The sequence below is a fragment of the Halobellus marinus genome (genome assembly GCF_032113415.1).
GTDB classification, from domain to species: domain Archaea; phylum Halobacteriota; class Halobacteria; order Halobacteriales; family Haloferacaceae; genus Haloquadratum; species Haloquadratum marinus.
This window is the reverse complement of the sequence record NZ_CP134947.1, coordinates 146,441-169,735: the sequence shown is the minus strand read 5'-3', so window position 1 is coordinate 169,735 and position 23,295 is coordinate 146,441. Positions and strand designations below refer to the sequence as shown.

Genomic DNA, 23,295 nt, shown 5'->3' with positions numbered 1-23,295 from the left:
GCCGAAATAGGTCTCTAGAGGGCCAACGGGCGCGAGAAACGTGGAACCACCTCCAGCGTACGCAGGGTATCTAGCCGACGGTAGAGGGGTGGTCGCTATAGCATCGCCCGCGGTCGACTAACAGCACCGGACGCCTGGGAACGCTCACTCGATGATCGACCTCCAATCTGTTTGCTCCTGGGTTGATTTCCTCGGAGCCCCGTCCGCTTGAGTAGATGCGTCGATTGCAATAGGTCACGAAAATCGGCCGAGCCATAATCACTGGCTCGCCGTGAACCCGAAGTCGACCTCAAGCATCCCCCCGTTCGTCGTGACGACCTCGTAGTCGTAGGTGATCCCGATCGTCAGGGTTCCAGCATCACCCATCGGCTCAAGAACCGGTTCCATTTCGCCGTTATCGAGTGCAATCGGTGAGTTCTCTATCGACGACTGCAACTGGGCCAGTGATTGACCTGTCGGGAGGTCGAATTTTGACCCTTTGGGCGCGTCGAACTCGAACGTCGTTACCATCGCTCCCTCTCTCAAATCCTGTGGGCCCGACAACCCGAGACTCGAGAGTTCGAGGACGTCCGCGTCGAGCGTCCCACGGTTCGAGAGTTGTATCTCCTTGGTCATCTCGTCGCCGTCATCCTGGTTTCCGGACGTGCCGGCGTCTGAGGTGAAGCCTACCGTCTCCGGGCTTATTTTCAGCACGATACTTCCCGCTTGGAAGCTAAACTTTGCTTCCCCGCTGTCGCTGATGTACGCGTACGTGCCGGCGCCTGCGCTGGCGCTGGCTGCCCCGACGAGGGCCATCCCCCCGAGGAGCTTCCGTCGCGTCATCGTATTGTTCTCACTCATGAGTGTTCCTCCTTCCGTGTTCCTGCCCTCCACAACTCCCATATCTCGTTGAATATGAAGAGCATAACCGGGAGCAGTACCAGAATCAGATATCCCGCGGTCGTGTTGCCGAAGGCGACCACGTATCCGATGAACGGGATACTGAACAGCACAGTTCCAACAAGATCACCCCGATATACCGGCTCACCGTCAGGAGCATCGTTAGCATCACCTTTGGTTACGAACCGTAGCGAATCATCGGCTTGATGCTTCTCGATTACACGGTGAGTTATCAGATAACCACCATCATCGCGGTACGTGATAACGTCTTGCTCTTGAACCTGGTCAGCTGGCACCTCCGCGACGAACACAACTGAACCGGTCCCGATCGCTGGCTCCATACTTCCCGATAAAACTGTAAAAGCGTAGTCGGCCCCAACAAGCCCCGGAAAGGCTTGAAGGGCGAACGAAGCCACTACGAGAAGCAGGGCGAACGCACCCACTCGCTTTAGCGCCCTGCTGTAGTTCATTGGTTAGCTCGGCGTGTTGTCGCCAGGCGAGTACGTTCCGAACTCCGGCGTCGACGTGTGACGCGTCTGAAGGAACTTGAACGGAAGGTGAACTTCCATCGAGTCACCCTGCACGACGTTTCCAGTCTCGAACGGAATGTGCCAGTCGTAGCCGAAGTACATCGTGTCGCCTGGCTGAAGCGGCTGAACGTACCGACTATTGTCAGACGAATCCTGGCCAGCCGTCAGACCACCGTCGAGCATAACACAGCCGTTTCCGACAGACGCTCCGTCCGGAGCATCGATCTGATCGCTGATGCCGCTGTTCCCGTTCCATTGCCGCGTGTGGACCGAGCCGGGCGAGCTAACCACGTCCGCGATGGTGCGCGGCTGAAGGTATCCGTCTGTCCGGGGCGGCGATGCCGCGTACGTGCCTTCCGAGTTTGACCAGAACGCCGATGACGTAGCGCCCTCACTCTTGTATCCGCTCAGATCCGGACCGTCCGAATCGAAGAACGTACTACTGAAGTCACTGTCGTAGAACGGGATGATCCACGTATTTTCGGGGAGCTCGCCGTCTGTCTCCGCCATATTGCCGACATCTGCGTTCGGAACACTACCGGTCTCAGCGGACTGTTCGGCTTCGAGCTCGGGCTCGTAGACTTCACCGTCGGTATCACTCGCAACGCTGACACACGACGCAACCCACGCAGGGTTGTTTTCGACAGTGAGCTCGAACAGGATACTCCCGTAGTCGCCCGGCTTCACATCGTTAAAACTCAGACCGAGTCCCGCCTCGTTTTCGCTGACGATCTTCTCGGACGTATTCGGGACAACTGCGCTACTACCCGAGCTAACATCGTCGCCGTTGTAGCTCGCAGAGAAGTCGATAGTCCCGTCCACGCCACCAGCCGTGAACGTAAACGAGGACTCTTCCGTGTCGCTAAATTGCGCGTACGTCCCGATACCACCGAGTGCGGTTGCCGCACCGATACTTCCCAAACTTGCCAGCGCTTTGCGGCGCGACAGGCTGAATTCTTTGTCGCTCATAGTTTTCTCCCGCAGTAGTCTGCGAACCGGCACCCGGCTTGTGTTGGTTGTATCCGCCAGGTGCGACATCTCCAGCATTTTCTGCTATCCACATTGTTGTACGCTGATAGAAATGAGTCGAATACACCCAGAAGATCCTCAAGCGGTGTTAGAGACCCGCTCAAAGAGGAATTGAAAATCCCGGAATCGACGTCAATTACAGCACGGACGATCTACGCAGCCGTGATTGTTTCCCGACAATAATCTTGAAAACGCCATCTGGAAAATGTCACCCGAATAGCCGTAACCACCGTCAGTCACCGCATTCGGAGACTGTAAGCGGCACCTAATTCGTGTCATCTCCTCTGGTTGTTGATGGCAGTGCCGTTATCAACCGGCTACTGCGTTTCAGCGGAGGCCCAAGCACGAAACGCCACTCTCGGAACGGGTCCCTGGCTTTCGACGGGCTTACTTCCCGTATATTCGTCATACGGATTCGAGTTCACTTGCGACGGCATGCGTGGTATAACTAATGCCCGAAAGTATGCAGTTGGAGAAGAATGAGCAAAACGAGACCCACACAGGGTCAAAGCGGTGATGAAGAAACCCCCGGCCCTGAGACCGATGTGGGTAGTAAATCTGAACGTCGACAGCTCTCACAGAACGAGATATTCGAGATGCTCAGCTCGAATCGGCGTCGGTACGTCCTACATCACCTGAAACGAAAACAGGGGCCGGCCGAACTCGGGGAGCTCGCCGAACAGATCGCGAGCCGGGAGAATAGCAAACCTCTTGAAGAGGTTCGGTCCACCGAGCGCAAGAATGCCTACACAGCCTTGCGTCAGTTTCACCTCCCAAAGATGGCTGATAAGGGAGTCGTTCGGTTCGACAAACGAAAAGGCACGGTAGAGCTATCGGAACAGGCAGCGGACCTCGACATCTACCTCGACGTGGTTTCTGGATACGACGTTCCGTGGAGTCTCTACTATACGGCCATCTCGATCGCTTTTGCAACGCTCCTCGTTTGCGTCCACTTCGCCTTCGGCCCGTTTGCCGAGGTGTCTGTGGTGATGGTAGCTGCACTGTTCGTCGTGACTATCTTCGTATTCTCGCTACTCCATACCTACACCAACAAACAAATGCGGATTGGCAGCAGTGACCTACTGGAGTAACGTTTGCGACTCATTGCTCGTCCGACCGCACCCTGTCGCGCAATCGTGTCGAACATTCCACTTGCTGAACACTCTCGTTGCCGTCGACGAAACGTTCAGAGGTCGTCCGCTGCGAGCTAAACGACGATCACACCGGACCGCGACACTGATGACCTTCTCACGGTGTCGGCCACCGACTTTTTTTGATGTCGGCCACCGATCTCCCTTCCAGTCGCCGATGTAACCGTTCCATAACAAAGACCGGCCTCCCTGAGAGACTGGTATGGACGTGGGTAAGGCCGAGAAACTCGCCGGAGAGGTGCTGGCAGAACTGTCGGACGTGGTGGTCGTCGAAGAGCGCGTCCTCCGGGTGATCCTGACCGGTGTCGTCTCGCGCGGGCACGTGCTTCTGGAGGACGTGCCCGGGACCGGCAAGACGCTGACAGCACGAGCCTTTGCGACCGCGCTGGGGCTGTCGTTCGGTCGCATCCAATTCACGCCGGATCTGCTCCCCGCCGACGTAACCGGGACCTACATCTTCAACGAGAAGACCCGCGAGTTCGAGTTCAAGGAGGGTCCAATCTTCGCAAACGTGATTCTCGCCGACGAAATCAATCGGGCATCGCCCAAGACTCAGGCGGCGCTGTTGGAGGCGATGGAAGAAGGACAGGTCTCGATGGACGGGACGACACACGACCTCCCGGACCCGTTCTTCGTCATCGCGACGCAAAACCCCGTCGAGCAGGGGGAGGGAACCTTTCGGCTGCCGGAGGCACAGAAGGACCGTTTCCTGGTGAAAAGCAGCCTGGGGTATCCCGACGCTGCGGGGGAGCTAGAACTGCTAAACCGTCGGGAGACACGCGAACAGTCCACGCCGTCGGCATCGCAGGTACTCGAACGCGAGACGGTTCGCGCCCTCCAGCGTGTTCCCGAGGACGTCCGCGTTCACGACGACCTCAAGCGGTATATCGTGGACCTCGTTCGAGCGACTCGGGACGACGCCCGCGTCGAGGTGGGTGTCTCTCCACGGGGCTGCCAGAAACTGTTCGAGATCGTCCGTGGTTGGGCGGCACTGGCAGGTCGCGAGTATGCCACCCCCGACGACGTCAAGGCCGTCGCAGAGCCCGTGATGACCCATCGCCTCGGACTCACGGCAGAGGCTACGGTCGAAGGCACCGAGGAACGCGATCTCGTGGACGACCTCCTCGCGGACCTCCCGGTCCCGAGCGTCGGATACGAGACTCAGCGACCGACCGATTAAGATCGGCAGCGTGCTCGTTTGTCGGGATTCCCGACCCAGAACAGCGATTATCACGTCGACAGAATGACGACTCTCGTTCCGATCAGATGAGGACTATCACACCGATTCTCGTGCCCACAGTGACGACTCTCGTTCCGAAGAACGTCCACGAGGAGGTGCGCTGGTGTCGCTGTGCTACCCACGAATCGCCGCGAGGAACAGCAAAAGCGCGACGAACAACAGCGCGAATGCGGCCAGCGACAGGTCGCTCACCGCGATGCGGCGCACGAGATAGATGCCGGCGACTCCCGCCAGGCCGACCATCGCGCTGCCGGTCGTATGAATCGCCTGCAGTCGCCAAGCTGTCGCCGCCCGCCCGAGGTGTTCGCCGATGCTGACAGCGTTGTCGGCGGCGTCCCAGGCGACGATCGTGGCCACTGCGACGAGCAGCAGGTGTAACTCACCGACCGCACGGAAGAGCCCCGAGAGCACGACCGTCAGAAACACCCCGCCAGTACCGAGTTTGCACACGAGACGCGAGCCGTTCGCCCTCACTGGTAACAGCGTCCCCACGAGTAGTGGAACGCCGATCAGTCCTGGGAGGAACCGGAGCGTGTAACTGAGCGCGCGTGGCTCATCGACGAACAGCGTGAGTCCCCCGACGATAGCGCCCACACCGGCGACTGCGAGCGCCGTTCCAAGTGTCCGGTGGCCGCGACGTCGGCTCGCGATGCCGACCCCAACCGCCGCCAGGCCGCCGCCCTGGACGGCCAGCGTGGTGAGAACCGCCTCGCGAGCGCCGAGCGATACCACCACCCCGACTACGAGCGCGACGGCCACGGCCGCACTCGGCATAGCCGGTCTGAAGGTCGCTTCTCTCACGGTCATTTGTCGAACAGCTCCGGCGTGTCCTGGAGTGTCGCCGCGAGGGATCGCTCCGGCGACCAGTCGACGACGGGAATGCCTGCCGCGCGCAGGCGACCGAGCCGGTCGGTGCGCTCGATGGCCGCCAGCGTCTCACCGGAGCCGGCGGACGTCGTGACGTCGGGAGAGATGACGCTGACGGCGTGACCGCGAGCGTCGAACAGGCGGATCGTCTCCGGGAGCTCATCGTCCAAAAGCGGCGAGAGCAAGAGCACCTGTGCGTCCTCGGGAAGCTGCGCGCGCAACTGGGCGGCCTGCTCTGCGAGTTCCGGGACGGATCCAGTGGGGGGTCGGGACTGAAAGGTGGCGTGTTGCGAAAGGAGAACCAGTGCGCGCATCCGATGGTCGCGGCCGGTGCCCGGCGAAAGCCAGGGAACATCCCGGCCGAAGCCAGCGATTCCCACCCGGTTCCGGTTCGCCAGCATCGTGTCCACCAGTTCTCGTGCTGCGGCGATACTGTAGTCGACCGCGTGTGGCTCGCCGTTCGCCCCTCGGTAGGCCGCCGGTCTGGCATCCACGACGAGAACGACCGTCGCCGCCCGCTCGGCTCGGAACTCGACGGTCCGTAACTCGCCGATCTGGGCGTAGCGCTTCCAGTCGACGCGGTTGATTGGATCGCCGCGGCGGTAGGCCCGCGTCTGATAGAACTCGGTCCCGTTTCCTCCGTGATCGGCGGCGATCCGCCCGGTGGCGTCCGTCGTCTGCGCGCGGAGCGGGGCTTGCGCGACGCTCGCTGTGCAGTCTACGGCTGTTTCCGTCCCGGCGTCCACCTTGAGCTCCACCTCGTGACCGCCGCTGATATCGCGTGCCACCACCGTCGCGGGCTCGAATCGGTGCTTTCCCCGTCTAGCCTCGACGACGTAGGAGAATGACGCTGTCTCGCCGGCTCGGAGGGCGGTGCCGTGGCGTGGGGTCCCCTCGACGACCGGGAGCGCCGGCGGGAGACCGTCGATGATGCGGAGATCCGGTATCCCCCCGTCCCCCACGTTCCGGACGGTGGTCGTCACCTCGAAGGACTCACCGTGGGTCAGCGAGTCATCGCTGACGTGCCGCTCCAGGTGGAGGTCTGGCTCCGGCGGTGAAGACACCCGTGGATAGGCCGCGAACACCACACCCAGCGCCGCCACCAGGAGCAGGGACGGCCGCTTCGCGAGCAACCCGAACCCGCCCGTCCCGAGCGTGACGACAAGAATCCCCAGCCAGCGGTCGGTCGGATACGAGTCGGGCATTTACGTCCTCACTGCCCCGTCACTCCGTTTCGACGGGCGACGATGGCATCGACCGTCCGGTCAGCGGCGTAGGCGAGCCAGGTCTCCCTCCGCCGGAGCGCGACTAGCCGGATCGCTATGGGCGGCGGTCCGGCGTCCCGTTCCAGCAGCCCGGCCGCGACGGGGTCGTCTGTCCACGAACCCTCCGCGACACGTCGCTCTGCATCGGCCGGGCGACAGCCCTCGGCAGTGACGATGGTGCGAACTGCGGTCCGGCGAAGCCGCCGGATCGTGGCCGCTCGCGCGGTCGGCGTCACGACGGGAACCAGGCCGTGCCACCCGGCGAGTCGCTGATCGAACCTCTCGCCGGGCGTCGGGACCGGCGTCGGGCGCTCGACCTCGGGCATCGTGGCCTGGTATCCGGCCTCTGCGCTCGAGGCGAACGTCGCGGCGGCAAACAGGAACGCGCACCCACTGAGCACGGCAGCCAGCAGGTAATCGCTGCCGAATGTCGTGCGCAACGTCGCTGCCAGCGCCTCGGCAGTGCCGTCGACGAGTGTGAAGGCAGCAAGCAGTGTGAGGAGCCCTGCCGTGCCGACTGCGACCTGCACCACATTCGGCGAATCCGCCCTCTCTCCCCGAATTGATCCGCTCATTCCGCTGTCCCCTCCTGCCGTCGACATCGTCGGAGGCACCTGAGCGCGCGGTCTGCACGCGTGGTCGTAACCGGCTCGTCGCCGTAGCGAGTCTCCTCGAATAGTTCCGTGAGTTCCCTCACTGCGCGGCGATCCAGACCGGCACCGACCAGTTCCGCGGCGGTCTCCCGTGGTGTCGCGCTCGGATCGGGCTCGATGTCGGCCCACGAGAGCAACTCGAGCCACGACCGTTCGACGACATTCTCCGGTGGGTGGAACGGTCGGTCGTCATCCGGGCCGGGAGCCGGATCGTCGGCCGTCGACAAGCGACCGTCTAGGTGACGTTTCACCCACGCGAGGATGCGTTTGCGCTGGGAGACCGAGAGCAGGACGCCGACGACCACCACCAGCCACAGCCACGACGAATCCAGAGCAGACAGGAATGCCGCGAGTTTCGCCAGCAACCCCTGGTCGGGGTCGGCCCTCCTGTCTCCCCCGGTCAACTCGTTCTTATCAGCCTCGCCGGAGCGCTCGTTCTCACTGGTCTCGCCCGAACGTTCGGCCTCACTGGTTCCACCAGAGCGCTCGGCTTCACTTTCGGGCTCGGTCGAACGCGACGCACTGGTAGCCTCCTGGTCTTCACTAGAGCTCCCTGAGTGGTAGGACTGTTTCAACTCCGAGGCCTGCCCGACACTCAGCGGAAGTGACGCGAAATCCAATTCGATCGCCTCCCCGGGGGACGTCTCGACGGTCGACTCCAGTGACGCCGAGAGGCTCACCATCGCGAGGAGACAACAGACCACGACCGCGATCGAGAAGATGCGCCGGTCGATCATCGATGGTTCCCCCGACACGAGATCGAACCGTGACTTCGACACAAGATCGAACCGTGACTCCGACACAGATTTGGACCCACAGGTGGCCGCGAATCCGCCGAAACGTCGGGCTGTCGGATCGCTCGGGTGAGCGGTGAAATCGCGGCCGAGGCTACCCGTTTCATCTACTCTCCCAATGGGAGGTCCAGTACGTTATTATACACCTCCTACTCGGAGCGACAGCGCGAGCGGGGAGTTACGCCGACCAGGCCAGCGTGTCTTCGGTCGGTGTTACAAGCCCACGCCGTCCGGTGGAATCGTGCTTCCGTTACCACGACTGTCCGGCCCGGCCGGATCCCTTTCACCCTGCCCCTGGGAGCGTACGACGTCCCCGAGAGCGATAACGGCGGAAGCAACGCCGGTGAGCACTCCTGTTCGGTTGAGGCACTCATAATGTCGAGGCACTCATAATGACTGTTGTAACTGACTCCACCACTCGGTCTCAGTCGGAGGTGGGCCCCCCGCTTCTGACGGACGACCCACCGTCGTCGGCTCGCAGTCGGCGACTGGCGCGGTCGCGGTCCTCGGGATACCCGACGTCGACCCGCCAGCCGTTCATCGGAATCGTCTCGATGGTCCGACCGGATTCGAGCGGTAGATCGATGGTGTCCGGGAGTTCGTACTCGCCGCGATCGGAAGGCTGGACGAGGTGGCAGGCGTGGAAGATCGCCGATGAGAAGGTGTAAAACCCGGTCATAACCAGATTCGACGGCGGATCGTCGGGCTTCTCGACCACCTCGACGATCTCACCGCGGCCGTTGGTCTCCCAGACCCCGTAGCGCCCGGCCTCCGAGTGCAGAACTTCCTCGACCAGGAAGGCGGCATCCACGTCCCCACGGCGCTGGCGCTCGACGACGTCCCAGAGATTCGCGCGGAAGATGTTGTCTCCGAGCATCAACGCGAAGTCCTCGTCGACGTAGGGCTCGGCCTGCAGGAGCGCGTGTGCGAGGCCGAGCTGCTCGCGCTGGTGGGCGTACGTGATCGGCACCCCTCGGAATTCGTCCTCGTACCGCTCGATGATCTGCTGTTTTCGGTAGCCGACGACGACGAATTCCGAGATGCCGAGTCCGACTATAGTAGCGTTCGCAAGTCTTCGCTCATCCGATCGCACGACTGCGAGCGATCGGATGAGCAATCAGTTGCGAACGCTACTATAGCTGCTCGAAGACGTGATCCAGCAACGGTCGCCCGGCCACTTCGACCAGGGCCTTCGGCGTATCGTCGGTCAGAAGTCTGAGTCGGGTTTCCTTCCCCGCCGCGAGGATGACTGCCTTCATACTCGCCCCTCACCGGAACACCCCCAAAAGTATGAACCGCCTTATTCGGCGGTAGACTCCAATGCTTACTCTCACTGTTTCCCGCCGAGCGTCACCCCTGGTGGCGGCCCTCGGCGGGAAGAGACGAGAGTTACCAGTATCAGTCGGCAGTGGGCTGCCCGTTCAAAACCGACGCTTGCCCTGACCGTTGTCTTCTCGGTAGGGCTGGGTATTCCGACGGCCGGGTCGTCACGGTCTCGATATAGTAGCGTTTGTGTGTCTTCGCTCATCCGATCGTCCGACGGCGTCCGATCGAACGAGCAATCGGTTGCAAACGCTACAGCTGTTCAGTGGTACTTTCTCGCGCGTGAACCAATCGAGGTGCGGATGCTGTCGCCCCGTCTCTGGGCCGGGTCACGATTCAGTCCGCTTGTCACCGAGTATATGCTACGTCTGTAATATCCGCTAAATGGGTGTTAAAAGGATAATACCGAGGTCATGAGCCGTGTTACAATAGAATATGATTACGCATCTATATTTCGTCGGTTCGGCCCTGCAGTGGGACGCGACCCGGCCCCCGTCACCTGACGGACGCTCAAACAATGTCAGCAACACTATCGACGAAGGCTCTCGCACTGCTGTTCTCACTGTTGATGGTCACCTCGATGGGGGTGGCCTCGATAGCGGTCGGAGCCAACACCGCGCAGGCACAGACAGGCGAAAACGTACTGTATCGGGTGAACGGACACGATACTACAGTCCAGTCCACCGACGACGGTCCCGACTGGACACCACCGGGCTCCACGAGCGGCGTCACCGTGAGTGGGAATCCGTCGACGTACAACACGGGTGATTCGATCACTCTCGACGGTACCGTTCCGCCAGGCACACCGTCTGATGTGTTCCAGAGCGAACTGTACGGCGACCAACAGTGGGACTTCGAAGTCACGTCCGGTCAGGCGTACGAGGTCCGACTGTACTTCGCTGAAACCTACGCGGAGTCCCCGGATCAACGCTCCTTCGACGTCGCCGTCGAGGGAGAGACGGTCCTGAACGACTACGACATCTACGCCGACGTCGGTCACGACGTCGGCACGATGAAGTCGGTCACCGTGACGCCCTCGGACGGCACGATCGACGTCGACTTGACGACCGAGATCGACAACGCGAAGATCTCGGCCATCGAGATCGTCCAGTCCGAACCCGAGCCGGACACGCTCGACGGCCCGTCGAGCGTTGACTTCGGGAGCGTGATCGTCGGCGACACCGAGACCAAGACAGTTACGGTGACGAACCTCGGTGATGACGGCGACTCAGATATCACTCTCGAAGGTCTCTCCGTCTCCGGCGACGACGCGTTCTCCGCGGGGGCGCCCTCGCAGACGACACTCGCGCCCGGCGAATCTGCCGGTATTCCCCTGACCTTCTCGCCGTCCAGCGCCGACTCCCTGAGCGCGTCGCTCGATATCAGCCACTCCGGATCGAACTCCCCGCTGACGGTGAATCTCTCGGGCGAAGGCGCGAGTTCGGTTGATCCCTCCTTCGAGAAGAGCACACTGGAAGGGTTCAGCGCCGGTAACCCGACGGCCATCGAGTTCGGGCCCGACGGCCGGGTCTACGTCTCGACGCAGGGCGGGATGGTGTACGCGCTGAACGTCACCCGGACCGGTGACAACAGCTACGAAGTCACAAACGAGGTCGCGATCGACGTCATTCAGGACATCCCGAACCACGACGACTTGGGGAACATCGACTCAAGCGAGAACAACCGACAGATCACCGGCCTGACCGTTGGGGGCACTGCCTCCCAGCCCGTTGTCTACGTCTCCTCGAGTGACCCCGAGATCGACGTGGGTCAGGACGACGACGACACGGACACCAACTCCGGGGCCATCTCGCGGCTGACCGTCACTCCCGGAAGTGACGACACGCTCCAGACGAGCGATGTCGAGCACGACGTGATGGTGCTCGGGCTGCCGCGGTCCGAGGAGAACCACGCGACGAACGGCCTCGACTTGTCTCCCGACGGCGACACGCTCTACGTTGCCCAGGGCGGCCACACCAACAAAGGTGCGCCGAGCGACAACTTCGGTCACACGCCGGAGTACGCACTGTCGGCGGCTATCCTCGAGATCGACCTGGCGCAGATCGAGAACAATTACCAGGAGAAAAGTCTGCAGACCCACAAAAGCGAGTACCCCGACCTCGACTACCTGTACGCCCTGCCGACCATCCAGGGCGGCGACCTGCCGTTCGGCGGTAACGACGGCATCAATCAGGCGAAGCTCGTCGAGGGCGGTCCGGTACAGATCTACTCGCCCGGCTACCGGAACCCCTACGACCTGGTCCTCGCAGAGAGCGGCCAGCTCTTCGTCAGCGACCACGGTCCGAACGGCGGCTGGGGCGGCCAGCCGGCTGACGCGGACGGCAACATCGTGGCCGACGCCTCGGACGTGACTAACCATCCCAACGAGGACGGGAGCTACACGACGAGCGACCAACTCATCGCGCCCGACGAGGGCGACTACGCCGGCCACGCAGCCCCCATCCGCGCGAACCCGACGCAGGCGGACATCTACTACGCGAATGGGACGATGAGATTTGACGTCACCGGGTCGAACTCCCCGGTTCCGTCGAGTATGGTTGACTCCCGTCAAGCCGATTACATCCCGCCGACGAGCGGGTCGCCCGACCCGGGCGCCCCTGCCGGTAGCGCGAACACGATGGAGTTCGGGAACGGCGACAAGGTCCTCTTCGGGCCGACCGGCGGAATGGCGCAGTACACCGCCTCGAACTTCGGCGGCGCTATGGAGGGCGACCTCCTGCAGGTCGAACTCTACGGGAGCATCAAGCGGGTCGAACTGAGCGCCGACGGTGAAACCGTCACGAACGTCGAGACCATCGCGAACACCGACGGTCCGCTCGGAATCGCGGCCCAGGACGACGACGAGGTCTTCCCGGGAACCGTGTGGATCGCCAACCACGGCGGGAACGACGTCACTGTCTTCGAGCCGGTCGACTACGGCGACGGTGACGCCGGCGAGCAGTGCGATCCCGACACCCTGGACCCGTCGGGCGACGCGGACGGTGACGGCTACACTAACGGCGACGAACTTGCCGTGGGGACCGACCCCTGTTCGTCGGCCTCCACGCCGGCCGACTTCGACGACGACGGCAATCCGAACGAGCTCGACCCCGACGACGACAACGACGGGCTCGACGACACCGAGGATCCGTTCGCGGTCGATCCGGACAACGGGCTCGACACGACTCTTCCCGTCCAGCACGACCTCTCGGAGCTGAGCCTGTTCGGCGAGAACGGCCAGGGCTGGACGGGCCTGATGACGAACGGAGAGGACTACCAGGCCCTCTACGACCAGACGCAGATGACCGTCGGTGGCGCCGCCGAGGTCCTGACGGTCGAGAACGTCCCCCAGGGTGACGCCTACTCGACCACGAACACGCAGCAGTACGCGTTCCAGTTCGGCGTCGACCCGCCGGACGAGCCGTTCACGGTCGAGACGACGGTTGCCTCCTTCCCGGAGAATCCCGAGGACTACCAGTCCGCCGGGCTGTTCATCGGCCCCGGCGACCAGTCGAACTACGTCAAGCTCGTCGCCGCGGCCAACGGTGGCGATGGCGGCGTCGAGTTCGCGAAGGAAGTCGACGACTCGTTCGACGGGCAGATGACCGACGAAAGCGCGGTCACGGGTAACGACGTCACCCTTCGGATGACGGTCGACCCGACGACCGATCCGGCGCCCGACAACGGCGTCGACGAGGTCGCGGTCACGGCCGAGTACGAAGTCGACGGGACGACCACCGAGGTCGGAACCGTCGCGATGCCGGCGAGCTGGCTCGACACCTCCGACGGCGTTGCGCCCGCGGTTGGCATCATCTCGACGTCGAACGGCGCGACTTCGACGTTCGACGCGACGTGGACGAACATCGGCGTCGAGTACGTGACCCCGCCCGAGAACCAGCCCCCCGTTGCCGACGCGGGCGCCGACCAGGCGGTCGACGAGGGTCAGCAGGTCACGCTCGATGCCTCCGAGTCTAACGATTCGGACGGCGACTCACTGAGCTACTCGTGGACCCAGACGGCCGGTTCGTCGGTCGACCTCTCGGGCGCCGACACGGCGACGCCGACGTTCACCGCGCCCGACGTCGACGCCGACGAGACGCTCGCCTTCGAGGTGACCGTCTCCGACGGGACCGACTCCGCTACCGACACGGTGAACGTCACGGTTGAGAACACGGAGGCGACTCAGCCGACCGACGGCGAGATCGTCTACCGCGTCAACGCCGGCGGGTCCGAACTCGCCGCGATCGAGGACGGCCCCGCCTGGTCGACCGACACGTTGAACGACCCCTCGCAGTTCACCAACGCCGACGAGAGCGGCAGTGACACCTACAGCACGGACGACGCGATTACGCTCGACGACTCCGTCCCATCGAGCGCGCCATCCTCCCTGTTCCAGACCGAGCGCTGGGACCCCAACGCCACGACCGGTAGTTCGGGCGACGCCCCCGAGATGCAGTGGCACTTCCCCGCGCAGTCCGATCAGACCTACGAGGTCCGACTGTACTTCGCGGAGATCTACCTGGAGGAGGGCGCCACCCTCGAGAGTGAGGGACCGCGGGAGTTCGACGTGGTCCTCGAGGGACAGACCGTCCTCGATGACTACAACCTCCACAACCAGTACGGCCACGACGTCGGCGTGATGGAGTCCTTCGAGGTGACGCCCTCGGACGATGACATCAACGTGACGTTCCTCCACGAGGCGGAGAACCCGAAGATCTCGGCGATAGAGATCGTCGCCGTCGACGAACAGCCCGCCGACGAGATGACCGTCGAGGAGGCGGTCGCGAGCGCCGGTGACGGCGACGACTCGACGATCAGTCTACAGGAGATCCAGACGGCCATCAACTGGTGGTCGAACGGCGCGGAAGTGCCGAACACCGGCGGGGAGACCATCTCCCTCTCGGAGGTTCAGCAGCTGATCAGTCTGTGGTCGAACGGCGAGACCGTCAGCGACGGCGGCGACGACACCGCGCCCACGATCGACGCGATTTCCGACCAGACGGTGACCGAGGGCGACTCGGCGACCGTTCCGGTCAACGCTGACGATCCCGACGGCGACGCGGTGTCGCTGTCGGTGAGCGGCCCCGACTTCGTGAGCCTCTCGAACGGCGAGATAACCATCGCCCCGCAGTCGGGCGACGCCACTGACTCGCCGTACACCGTCACGGTTCAGGCCGACGACGGCACCGACCAGACGACGGAGAGCTTCCAGCTCACCGTCGAGGAGTCAGGTGCGGCCGTCGGCTCGGCACAGATCGGGATCACGCCCGACAGCGGCACCGAGGCGAGCACCTACGGCGGCAGCTCGTTCACCGTCGAGAACACCGGCGACCAGCAGATCGCGTCGGTCACTTTCGACCTCTCGTCTTCGGCGATGCCGGATATGGTGTTCGATCCCGACGGGACGGCCGGCGACCAGGCCGCGAAGGGCCTCGTCATCGACTCGGAGTCCGGTGACGGCGTCGGCGTCGTGAGTACGGCGGACGACGACGTGTTCAGCCAGCCGCACAACGGCGTGAACGGTTCCGACGGGTACGAGGTGTTGACCGTCGAGTTCACCGACTTCGATCCCGGCGAGTCGGTGTCGTTCTCGGCGGACAACGATCCGACGAGTATCAAGAACTCGACCATCTCTTCCCAGGAAGCGGGGCCAGTCTCCGGGCTCGAACTCGCCCGCTCGACAGTGAGCGTCGAGTACGATGGCGGCGACGTCCAGGAGGCACACCTGTTCGGTGACGGCAGCGCGGGCGGCGCACAGGCGACGCTCGACAAATCGATCGCACAGGCACCGGATATCGGCGTGCAGAACGTCGATCTCGTCGACGGTGCGCTCCGCGATCACCACAGCGCGGCCACTGTGAGCGAGGCCAACCAGACCGTGACGATCACCGGCGAGCCCGACGAGACGGTCACGCTGCTGCACGCCGAGGCCGAACTCGAACTCGACAACGTCCCCGAGTACGACGGCACGCCCGGCTACGACGTCGAGGCCTACGAGGCCAACAAGGTCGAGAACGTCGACTACCAGACGGTCACGCTCGACTCGAACGGCGAGGCCGAGGTGCCCGTCACGCTCCTCAACACGACCGCAGTCGGCGGCTACAACTACTTCGTGGCGACCCACGGCGAGCCCGGTACCGACACCGGCCTCGACTCGAACGTGGTCGTCCTGAAATACGAGGCGAGCGCCGGCGACGACGAACCCGCTGACGGCGAGACCGCCTTCGCCGTGAACGCCGGCGGCGACGCCTACACCGCCGCGGACGGTACGGAGTTCCAGGCGGACACCAATTTCACGGGCGGCGAGACGTTCACGACCGGGCAGTTCGGAACGCCCTCGAATCCCGAGATCGCGAACACCGAGGACGACGAGCTGTATTACACCGAGCGGTACGGCGACTTCAGCTACGACGTGCCACTGAAGAACGGCACCTACGAGGTCACCCTGCACTTCGTCGAACTCTACCAGGGCGTGGCGAACGACGGCGGCGAAGGTGACCGCCTGTTCAACACCTCCGTCGAGGGCGAACAGGTCCTCTCCACGTACGACATCTACGCGGAAGCCGGAGGTGCGCACGCCGCCGTCACCGAGACCGTCACCGTGGAGGTCACAGACGGCGAACTGAACGTCGAGTTCAGCAGCATCGAGGACAACGCGAAGGTGTCGGCCATCGAGGTCGAACCCGCGGAACCCGCGGACGGTGGCGGTGACGACACCGCCGTGGCTGCCGCCGATATCTCGGTCACCCCGGACAGCGGCATCGACACCAGCACGTACAGCAGTGGCTCCTTCGAGATCGAGAACACCGGCGACGAGCAGATCACGTCGGTCACGTTCGACGCCAGCGAGAGCCTGCTCCCCGACGCGGTGTTCGACCCGGACGGCACGGCCGGCGACGCGACAGCAAAGCAGCTCAGCGTCGACAGCCAGACTGGCGACGGCGTCGGTGTGGTCTCCACTGCCGACGACGACGTGTTCAGTCAGCCCCACAACGGCGAGGATAACGCCGAGGGGTACGACGTGATGACCGTCGAGTTCACCGACTTCGATCCCGGCGAGTCGGTCTCGATGTCCATCGATATGGACCCGACGACGATCAAGGATGCTTCGACGACCGGCGGCGCGGGCTCCATCTCGGGGCTGGAAATCGCCGGCAGCACGACGTCGGTCGAGTACGCGGACGGCTCGACGCAGACGACTGACCTGTTCGGTGACGGCAGCGACGGGGGTGCCCAGGCGACTGCGGACGCGGACGTGCCCGATGCGCCGACGCTCGGCGTGGAGGGCGTCAGCCTGCAGTCGACCGATTTCGCCGGTCACGAGGCCGCCTCGGTCGACGACAGCTCCCAGGCGCTCAGCCTCAGCGGCCCCGCGGACGGTACGGTGGAACTCATCCACGTCGAGGCCAGCGAGCCCCCGACTGACGGCTACGACGTCGAAGCCTTCGAGGCCGACAACGCTCAGTCGGTGAGCTACCAGACGGTCACGCTCGACTCGAACGGCCAGGCCACCGTGCCGGTGAGCCTCGCCGAGTCGAACCTGAACTACTTCCTCGCGGCTGTGGAGGACGGCGACGGCGACACCGGACAGGCCTCTAACACGATCATCCTCGACTACGAATCGAGCGCCGCGTCGACCCAGGAGGTTCTTCACCGCGTGAACGCGGGCGAGGGCACGACCGTCTCCGCGACGGACGACGGTCCCGACTGGACCGGCGTCGTCGATACGAGTTCGCCGTATCTCGCATCCGTAGGGAGCTCCGACGCCGTTGGCAACACCTGCATCGGAGAGATCACCTCGACGACCCCGAACGTTCCGTCGAGCACGCCCGACGGCGTGTGGAACTGCGAGCGCTACGGGGAGATGACGTGGGAGTTCGACGTCGACTCGGGTCAGCAGGTCGAGGTCCGGCTCTACGTCGGTAACTCCTACTCCGAGACCAGCGAACCCGGCAACCGGCAGTTCAACGTCTCCATCGAGGGCCAGCAGGTCCTGACGCAGTACGATCCGGTGGCCGACGTCGGCCACGAGACGGGGACGGTGAAGAACTTCACCGTCACCGACGACGGCGACGGCACGATCGCGGTCGCCTTCGAGGAGGGCGCGGCCGAGAACCCAGAGATCCGCGCCATCGAGATCCTCGAATCGTCGGACAGCAGCTCGCAGTAGTGACATCTAGGCCGATGAACGAGAATCAGAATCCCGCATCCGCCGTCGATGGACTCCCGGAGTCGGCTACCGAGGCCGGCCCCGTCAGCGACGCGTGCCTGCGGGCCGATGACGGCCGGACGACGCGGCATCTCGTCGCCGATCACCGACCGGTGCCCTTCGGGGGTAACCACCGAGACCGAATCGCGGCGGTCGGGGCGAGTCCCGGCGGTCTGCGGACGCGACACGGTCAGAGGACCTCCCAGCTCCCGGTCGCGGGACCTCGGGGCGCGAGTGTGCTGACCGACCTCACGCGACCCGAGCAGCACGAACACAGTCGACAAAACAGCAATCAGCTATGAAAAACGCTCAGAAACGATTCGCTCGGACGGTAGCCGCGCTCGCCGCGCTTATGCTCGTCCTGTCGGTGCTTTCACCGATCGGGATGGTCGCGGCGGTAGACGGCATCACCGTCACACAACAGGCGGACAGTACGACAGTCAACCCCGGCGATACGATCACGTACACGACGGACGTGAGCGTCGATGACTCACAGATCACCACACCGAGTATCGGACTCCAGACCGATACCCCCGACGGCTGGGAGGTGACCAGTAGAAACCCCGGAGACAGCTTCATCACCGGACCTGACGGTTGGCTCTGGTTCGGCGGTCAGAGCGGCGTTTCGGGATCCGACACTGTCACGTACACGATCAGTGTCCCCGAGGACGCCACCTCCGGTGATTACGACGTCTCGGTGACGGCGGCATCGGATAGCGGCGAGAGCACTACCGACACGACGACCATCACGGTCGAGCCTCAGGAGACCAACGCTGCGCCCACCGCGGACGCGGGCGATGATCAGACGGTCGATGAAGGCGACACCGTGACGCTCGACGCCTCCGACTCCAGCGATCCGGACGGCGACTCGCTGACTTACTCGTGGTCGGTTGCCGACGACGCGGGGACCTCGGTGAGCCTCTCGGGAGCCGACACGGCGACGCCAACGTTCACCGCGCCCAGCGTCGACAGCGAGACGACGCTCAGCTTCCAGGTCGAGGTCGCGGACGGCAACGGCGGTACCGACACCGACTCGGTGAGCGTGACCGTCCAGCCGACCCAGCCCGCGAACCAGGCGCCCACGATCGACGCGATTACCGATCAGACGGTGACCGAGGGCGACTCGGCGACCGTCCCGGTCAGCGCTGACGATCCCGACGGCGATACGGTGTCGCTGTCGGTCAGCGGCCCCGACTTCGTGAGCCTCTCGAACAGCGAGCTCACCATCTCGCCCCAGGAGGGCCAGGCGGGCACGTACACGGTCGAGGTGACGGCCGACGACGGCACCACCACGACCACCGAGTCGTTCCAGCTCACCGTCGAGGAGGCACCGAGCGAGGACCCGACGCCCGACGTGACGAGCGCCGAGGTAGCCGTCACCCCCGATAGCGGGGTCGAAGCGTCCACCTACAACGGCGGCTCCTACGCGGTCACCAACACCGGCAACACGAACATCCAGACAATCACGCTGGACACGAGCGAGACGATGCTGCCGGATATGGTGTTCGACCCGTACAACACCGCCGGTGACGACGTCGGTAAGGAGTTCACCCTCGACGGCGGCGACGTCACCGTCCAGAACGTCGAGTACACCAACTTCCACAACGGCGTAAACAACTCGGCTGGCTACGACACCCTCGTGGTCACGGTGTCCGACTTCGAGCCGGGCGAGACGATGTCGTTCTCGATCGATATGGATCCGACGAGCATCAGCTCGACTGATCTGGGCTCGCAGGCCGCCGGTCCGGTCTCCGGTCTGGAGACCACCGGAATGACCGTCTCCGTCGACTCGGGTAGCGCCCCGATCGAATCGACCGTCGTCGGCGACGGCAGCGCCGGCGGCGCGATGGCGACGGTGACGGAAGACACCGACGAGTCACAGCCGTCGATCGGCGTCGAGGGCGTCTCGCTCTCGGACGTCGGCCTCTCGGACCGGCACTCCGCCGCGACGGTCACCTCGGCCGACCAGACCGTCACCATCAGCGGCGCGCCCGCGAACGCGGAGGTGACGCTGCTGCGCGTCGAGGGCGAGCTGAACCTCAACAACGTCCCCGTCGGTTACGACATCGAGGACTACGAGGCCAACAACGCGGTCAACGTCGAGTACTACACGGTCACGACCGACCAGAACGGTGAGGCCACGGTCGACGTCACGCTGACTGACGCCGACAACGTGGAGGAGAGCGGTCTGAACTACTTCACCGCCTGGGTCGAAGAACCCGACGGTGACACGGGTCCGATCTCGGACTACGTGGTGCTGGAACTCGGCGAGAACAGTCCGCCCACGATCGACGCGATTTCCGACCAGACGGTGACCGAGGGCGACTCGGCGACCGTCCCGGTCAGCGCTGACGATCCCGACGGCGACGCGGTGTCGCTGTCGGTCAGCGGTCCCGACTTCGTGAGCCTCTCGAACAGCGAGCTCACCATCGCTCCCGAGTCGGACGATGCAGGCACGTACACGGTCGAGGTGACGGCCGACGACGGCACCACCACGACCACCGAGAGCTTCCAGCTCACCGTCGAGGAGCCGCCGAACCAGGATCCGACGGCCGCGTTCGACGCCTCGCCCGCTGACCCCGCGGTCGGCGAGCAGGTGACCCTCGACGCGGGCGACTCGGTCGATCCCGACGGATCGATCGACAGCTACGCGTGGACGATCACTCCGCCGGGTGGCGAGACCGAAGAGACGCTCCTCGATTCGGACTTCGAGGAGGGCTCGCTCTCGGCTGCTGGCTGGAGTCACGACGCCATAGAGGACTCCGCCGACGCCGGCGTGAGCGACGCCACGTCGAACTCGGGGAGTTACTCGGCGTACCACCTCGGCGGCGAGGGCGCGGTCGTGTCGGACGAACTCGACGCGAGCGACGCTGACGCCGTTGAGGTCTCCTACTGGATTCAGAAGGGATCCGAGGAGTTCAGCGAGAATCCCGACGCCGGCGCGGGCGAGGATATGGTCGTGGAGTACCTCAACGATGCGGGTAACTGGGTCGAGGCCGACCGCGTGGAGGACAGCGTCGAACCCGGCGCCGAGATCACGCAGACGCTGACGCTCGACGACGACGCGCTGCACGACGGACTGCAGATCCGGTTCCGCCAGCAGGGCGCCTCGATCGCGGGCGGTGACTACTGGCACGTCGACGATGTCTCGGTCACCGCGATGTCCGCTGGCTCAGGGCCGATGACGATGACCGGTGAGACGGCGTCGTTCACGCCGTCGACGGCGGGTGACTACCAGATCACGCTCACGGTGACTGACGACGACGCTGCGACCGACTCGACGAGCCAGGCCGTCACTGCCCCGGAAACGACGCCCGAACCCGACCCGATGTCGGTCACTGAAGCCGTCGCCAGTCTGAACGACGCCGGCGACGATTCCGCGATCGGGACCCAGGAGATTCAGCAGGCGATCGACCTCTGGGTCGAGGACGAGCCGGTGCCAGAAACCGGCGGTGAGACCATCTCGACCCAGCAGATGCAACAGCTGATCGATATGTGGGCCGAAGACGAGCCGGTCGGCTCAACAGGCGGAGGTAGTAACTGATGAAACCAACTGACACATCACTCACGACGCGCCTCGGCGTTCTCGCCGTGGCACTAGCGGTCCTGCTGTCGGCCTTCGCGCCGGTCGCAGCCATCCCCCAGCCCGACGGAACTGTCGGCATCCAACAGTCCGCGGGCGGCGGGACCGTCGCACCAGGCGAGACGATCACCGTCGAGACGACGGTCAACGCGACCGGATACAACGCCCCTGCGCTAGCGGTCACGCTGCCGGACGGCTGGACGATCACGAGCCAGTCGGCCGATGGGCCCGCCACCTACAAATCGTCGACGAACGAGTGGGTGTGGCTCTCGGGCGGCGAGTACGACGTCACCTACACGGTGCAGGTGCCGGTTGACGCCTCGACCGGCGACGGCGTCGTCGAGGCGGTGGCGTCCGCCATCGACCCGTCGACCGACGAGTTCGTCGAGAACGCGGCCCAGACGACGGTGAGCGTCGCAGCTGCCGACGAGTCGGAAAACCAGCCTCCGACGGCCGTCGCCGGCCTGGATCAGACTGTCGAAGAGGGTGATTCGGTCACGCTTGACGCGACCGGATCCAGCGACCTCGACGGCGACGACCTGTCGTACGACTGGACGCAGACCGACGGACCGGACCTCACGCTTGCGGACGCCTCGTCTGCGACACCGTCGTTCACGGCACCCGACGTCGACGCTGACGAGACGCTCACCTTCGAGGTCGAAGTCTCTGACGGCGAGGAGACTGCCACCGACGACGTGACGGTCACTGTCGAGGACACCGACGAGGCGGACCCGCCGGGCGACGAACCACCGGCCACTGTCGGCCTCTCGGTCGGACAGACCGCCCAGTCCGACGTCGTCGCTCCGGACGAGACGATGACGATCGATGCGACGATCGATGCGACCGGAACGAACGCACCGGCGCTCGACGTCACGCTGCCGGACGGCTGGACGATCACGAGCCAGTCGGCCGAGGGGCCGGTGACGTTTAAGCCGTCCACGAACGAGTGGGTGTGGCTCTCGGGCGGCGAGTACGACGTCACCTACACGGTGCAGGTGCCGGCCGACACCGCCGCTGACGACTACACCATCACCGCGGACGGTTCGGCTATCGACCCGTCCACCGACGAGTTCGTCGAGGCCACGGCTGGAACGACGATCACTGTCGCGGCCGCGGAGGAGGAGCCGCCAGCAGACGCTCCGCCTACCGAGGTCAGCCTCTCGCCGAGCGAGGAACTCGTCGGAGTGGACGGATCGACGACGTTCGACCTGATTGTCGACGATGTCGACGGCGGTGTCGGCGCGTACGCGATGACGATCGCGGTGGAGGACTCGAACGTGGCGTCCATCAGCGACGTTGAACTCGCAGGAGCCTCGAATATGGAACTCACGGACGTCCAGATCGCGTCCGACGGCTCCACGGCCACTATCGAGGCTGCTCTGATCGACACGGCGGACTCCGGAAACGCGCCGATCGGAACTGTCACCGTCCAGGGCACTGCCGATGGCGAAAGCGATGTCACCGTGGCGGTCTCGAACCTCGGGACCGAGAGCGGCGCTCCGTACGAGGTGACCGGGACGAATCCCGCCACGCTCACCGTCTCCGAACTCGTGGTCGGCGGCGCCGACCAGCCCGCCAAGGACCCCGACGACGACGGCGTCTACGAGGACGTCAACGGCGACGGTACTGTCGACGAACTCGATGTCCAACTGCTGTTCACCGAGCGCGACAGCGCGACCGTCCAGGGGTCGCCGGACGCGTTCGACTTCAACGGCGACGGCGAGTTCGACATCCTGGACGTCCAAGCGCTCTACAACAAGGAGGTCGCCTGA

The 23,295-nt window shown here is 64.2% G+C and carries 14 protein-coding genes and 1 pseudogene; 6 read left to right on the top strand and 9 right to left on the bottom strand.

Translation table 11 applies throughout. The annotated features are described in order from the left end of the window. Window positions 1-258 precede the first annotated feature (258 nt). Genes RJT37_RS19105 through RJT37_RS19095 form a run of 3 tightly spaced genes read right to left on the bottom strand, consistent with a single transcriptional unit; the run spans window position 259 to window position 2,378 of the window. Complete coding sequence (locus tag RJT37_RS19105; RefSeq protein WP_313690159.1) at window positions 259-840, bottom strand: TasA family protein; 582 nt, start codon at window positions 838-840, stop codon at window positions 259-261. After that, window positions 837-1,349, bottom strand: coding sequence for a signal peptidase I (locus RJT37_RS19100; protein WP_313690157.1), 513 nt, complete (start codon window positions 1,347-1,349; stop codon window positions 837-839). The genes RJT37_RS19105 and RJT37_RS19100 overlap by 4 nt, the downstream gene beginning before the upstream one ends. A 3-nt stretch (window positions 1,350-1,352) precedes the next feature. Further along, window positions 1,353-2,378 (bottom strand): SipW-dependent-type signal peptide-containing protein, encoded by a 1,026-nt coding sequence (locus RJT37_RS19095; protein ID WP_313690155.1) that lies wholly within the window; start codon window positions 2,376-2,378, stop codon window positions 1,353-1,355. Between the two features lie 539 nt (window positions 2,379-2,917). On the opposite strand from RJT37_RS19095, the gene RJT37_RS19090 reads away from it, so the two are divergent. Together RJT37_RS19090 and RJT37_RS19085 are read left to right on the top strand one after the other, a co-directional pair. Further along, window positions 2,918-3,529 carry a DUF7344 domain-containing protein gene (locus RJT37_RS19090; RefSeq protein WP_313690153.1) on the top strand — a complete coding sequence of 204 codons (612 nt, stop codon included), beginning with the start codon at window positions 2,918-2,920 and terminating at the stop codon, window positions 3,527-3,529. A 262-nt stretch (window positions 3,530-3,791) separates the two neighbouring features. After that, entirely contained in the window at window positions 3,792-4,769 is a 978-nt protein-coding gene (locus tag RJT37_RS19085; protein WP_313690151.1) for an AAA family ATPase, read from the top strand. Window positions 4,770-4,943: 174 nt separating this feature from the next. Here RJT37_RS19085 and RJT37_RS19080 read toward each other — a convergent pair whose 3' ends face one another. The 6 genes and pseudogenes from RJT37_RS19080 to RJT37_RS19055 all read right to left on the bottom strand — a co-directional run. Continuing rightward, entirely contained in the window at window positions 4,944-5,603 is a 660-nt protein-coding gene (locus RJT37_RS19080; RefSeq protein WP_313690149.1) for a DUF7519 family protein, read from the bottom strand. 29 nt (window positions 5,604-5,632) lie between these two features. Next, window positions 5,633-6,901, bottom strand: a complete 1,269-nt coding sequence (locus RJT37_RS19075) for a DUF58 domain-containing protein (protein WP_313690147.1) — start codon at window positions 6,899-6,901, stop codon at window positions 5,633-5,635. A gap of 8 nt (window positions 6,902-6,909) precedes the next feature. Next, complete coding sequence (locus tag RJT37_RS19070; RefSeq protein WP_313690144.1) at window positions 6,910-7,536, bottom strand: DUF7269 family protein; 627 nt, start codon at window positions 7,534-7,536, stop codon at window positions 6,910-6,912. Beyond that, complete coding sequence (locus RJT37_RS19065; protein ID WP_313690141.1) at window positions 7,533-8,351, bottom strand: DUF4129 domain-containing protein; 819 nt, start codon at window positions 8,349-8,351, stop codon at window positions 7,533-7,535. The genes RJT37_RS19070 and RJT37_RS19065 overlap by 4 nt, the downstream gene beginning before the upstream one ends. Before the next feature lie 481 nt (window positions 8,352-8,832). Further along, window positions 8,833-9,465 (bottom strand): sugar phosphate nucleotidyltransferase, encoded by a 633-nt coding sequence (locus tag RJT37_RS19060; protein WP_390209077.1) that lies wholly within the window; start codon window positions 9,463-9,465, stop codon window positions 8,833-8,835. A gap of 75 nt (window positions 9,466-9,540) precedes the next feature. After that, window positions 9,541-9,667 (bottom strand): annotated as a pseudogene (locus tag RJT37_RS19055) (nucleotidyltransferase family protein); the annotation flags it as partial. A gap of 581 nt (window positions 9,668-10,248) precedes the next feature. Here RJT37_RS19055 and RJT37_RS19050 point away from each other — a divergent pair. Genes RJT37_RS19050 through RJT37_RS19035 form a run of 4 tightly spaced genes read left to right on the top strand, consistent with a single transcriptional unit; the run spans window position 10,249 to window position 23,295 of the window. After that, complete coding sequence (locus RJT37_RS19050; protein ID WP_313690134.1) at window positions 10,249-17,901, top strand: malectin domain-containing carbohydrate-binding protein; 7,653 nt, start codon at window positions 10,249-10,251, stop codon at window positions 17,899-17,901. A gap of 14 nt (window positions 17,902-17,915) precedes the next feature. Continuing rightward, complete coding sequence (locus RJT37_RS19045; protein WP_313690133.1) at window positions 17,916-18,242, top strand: hypothetical protein; 327 nt, start codon at window positions 17,916-17,918, stop codon at window positions 18,240-18,242. Next, window positions 18,239-21,484, top strand: a complete 3,246-nt coding sequence (locus RJT37_RS19040) for a PKD domain-containing protein (RefSeq protein WP_313690130.1) — start codon at window positions 18,239-18,241, stop codon at window positions 21,482-21,484. Before RJT37_RS19045 ends, RJT37_RS19040 begins: the two co-directional genes overlap by 4 nt. Next, window positions 21,484-23,295, top strand: coding sequence for a PKD domain-containing protein (locus RJT37_RS19035; protein ID WP_313690129.1), 1,812 nt, complete (start codon window positions 21,484-21,486; stop codon window positions 23,293-23,295). The genes RJT37_RS19040 and RJT37_RS19035 overlap by 1 nt, the downstream gene beginning before the upstream one ends.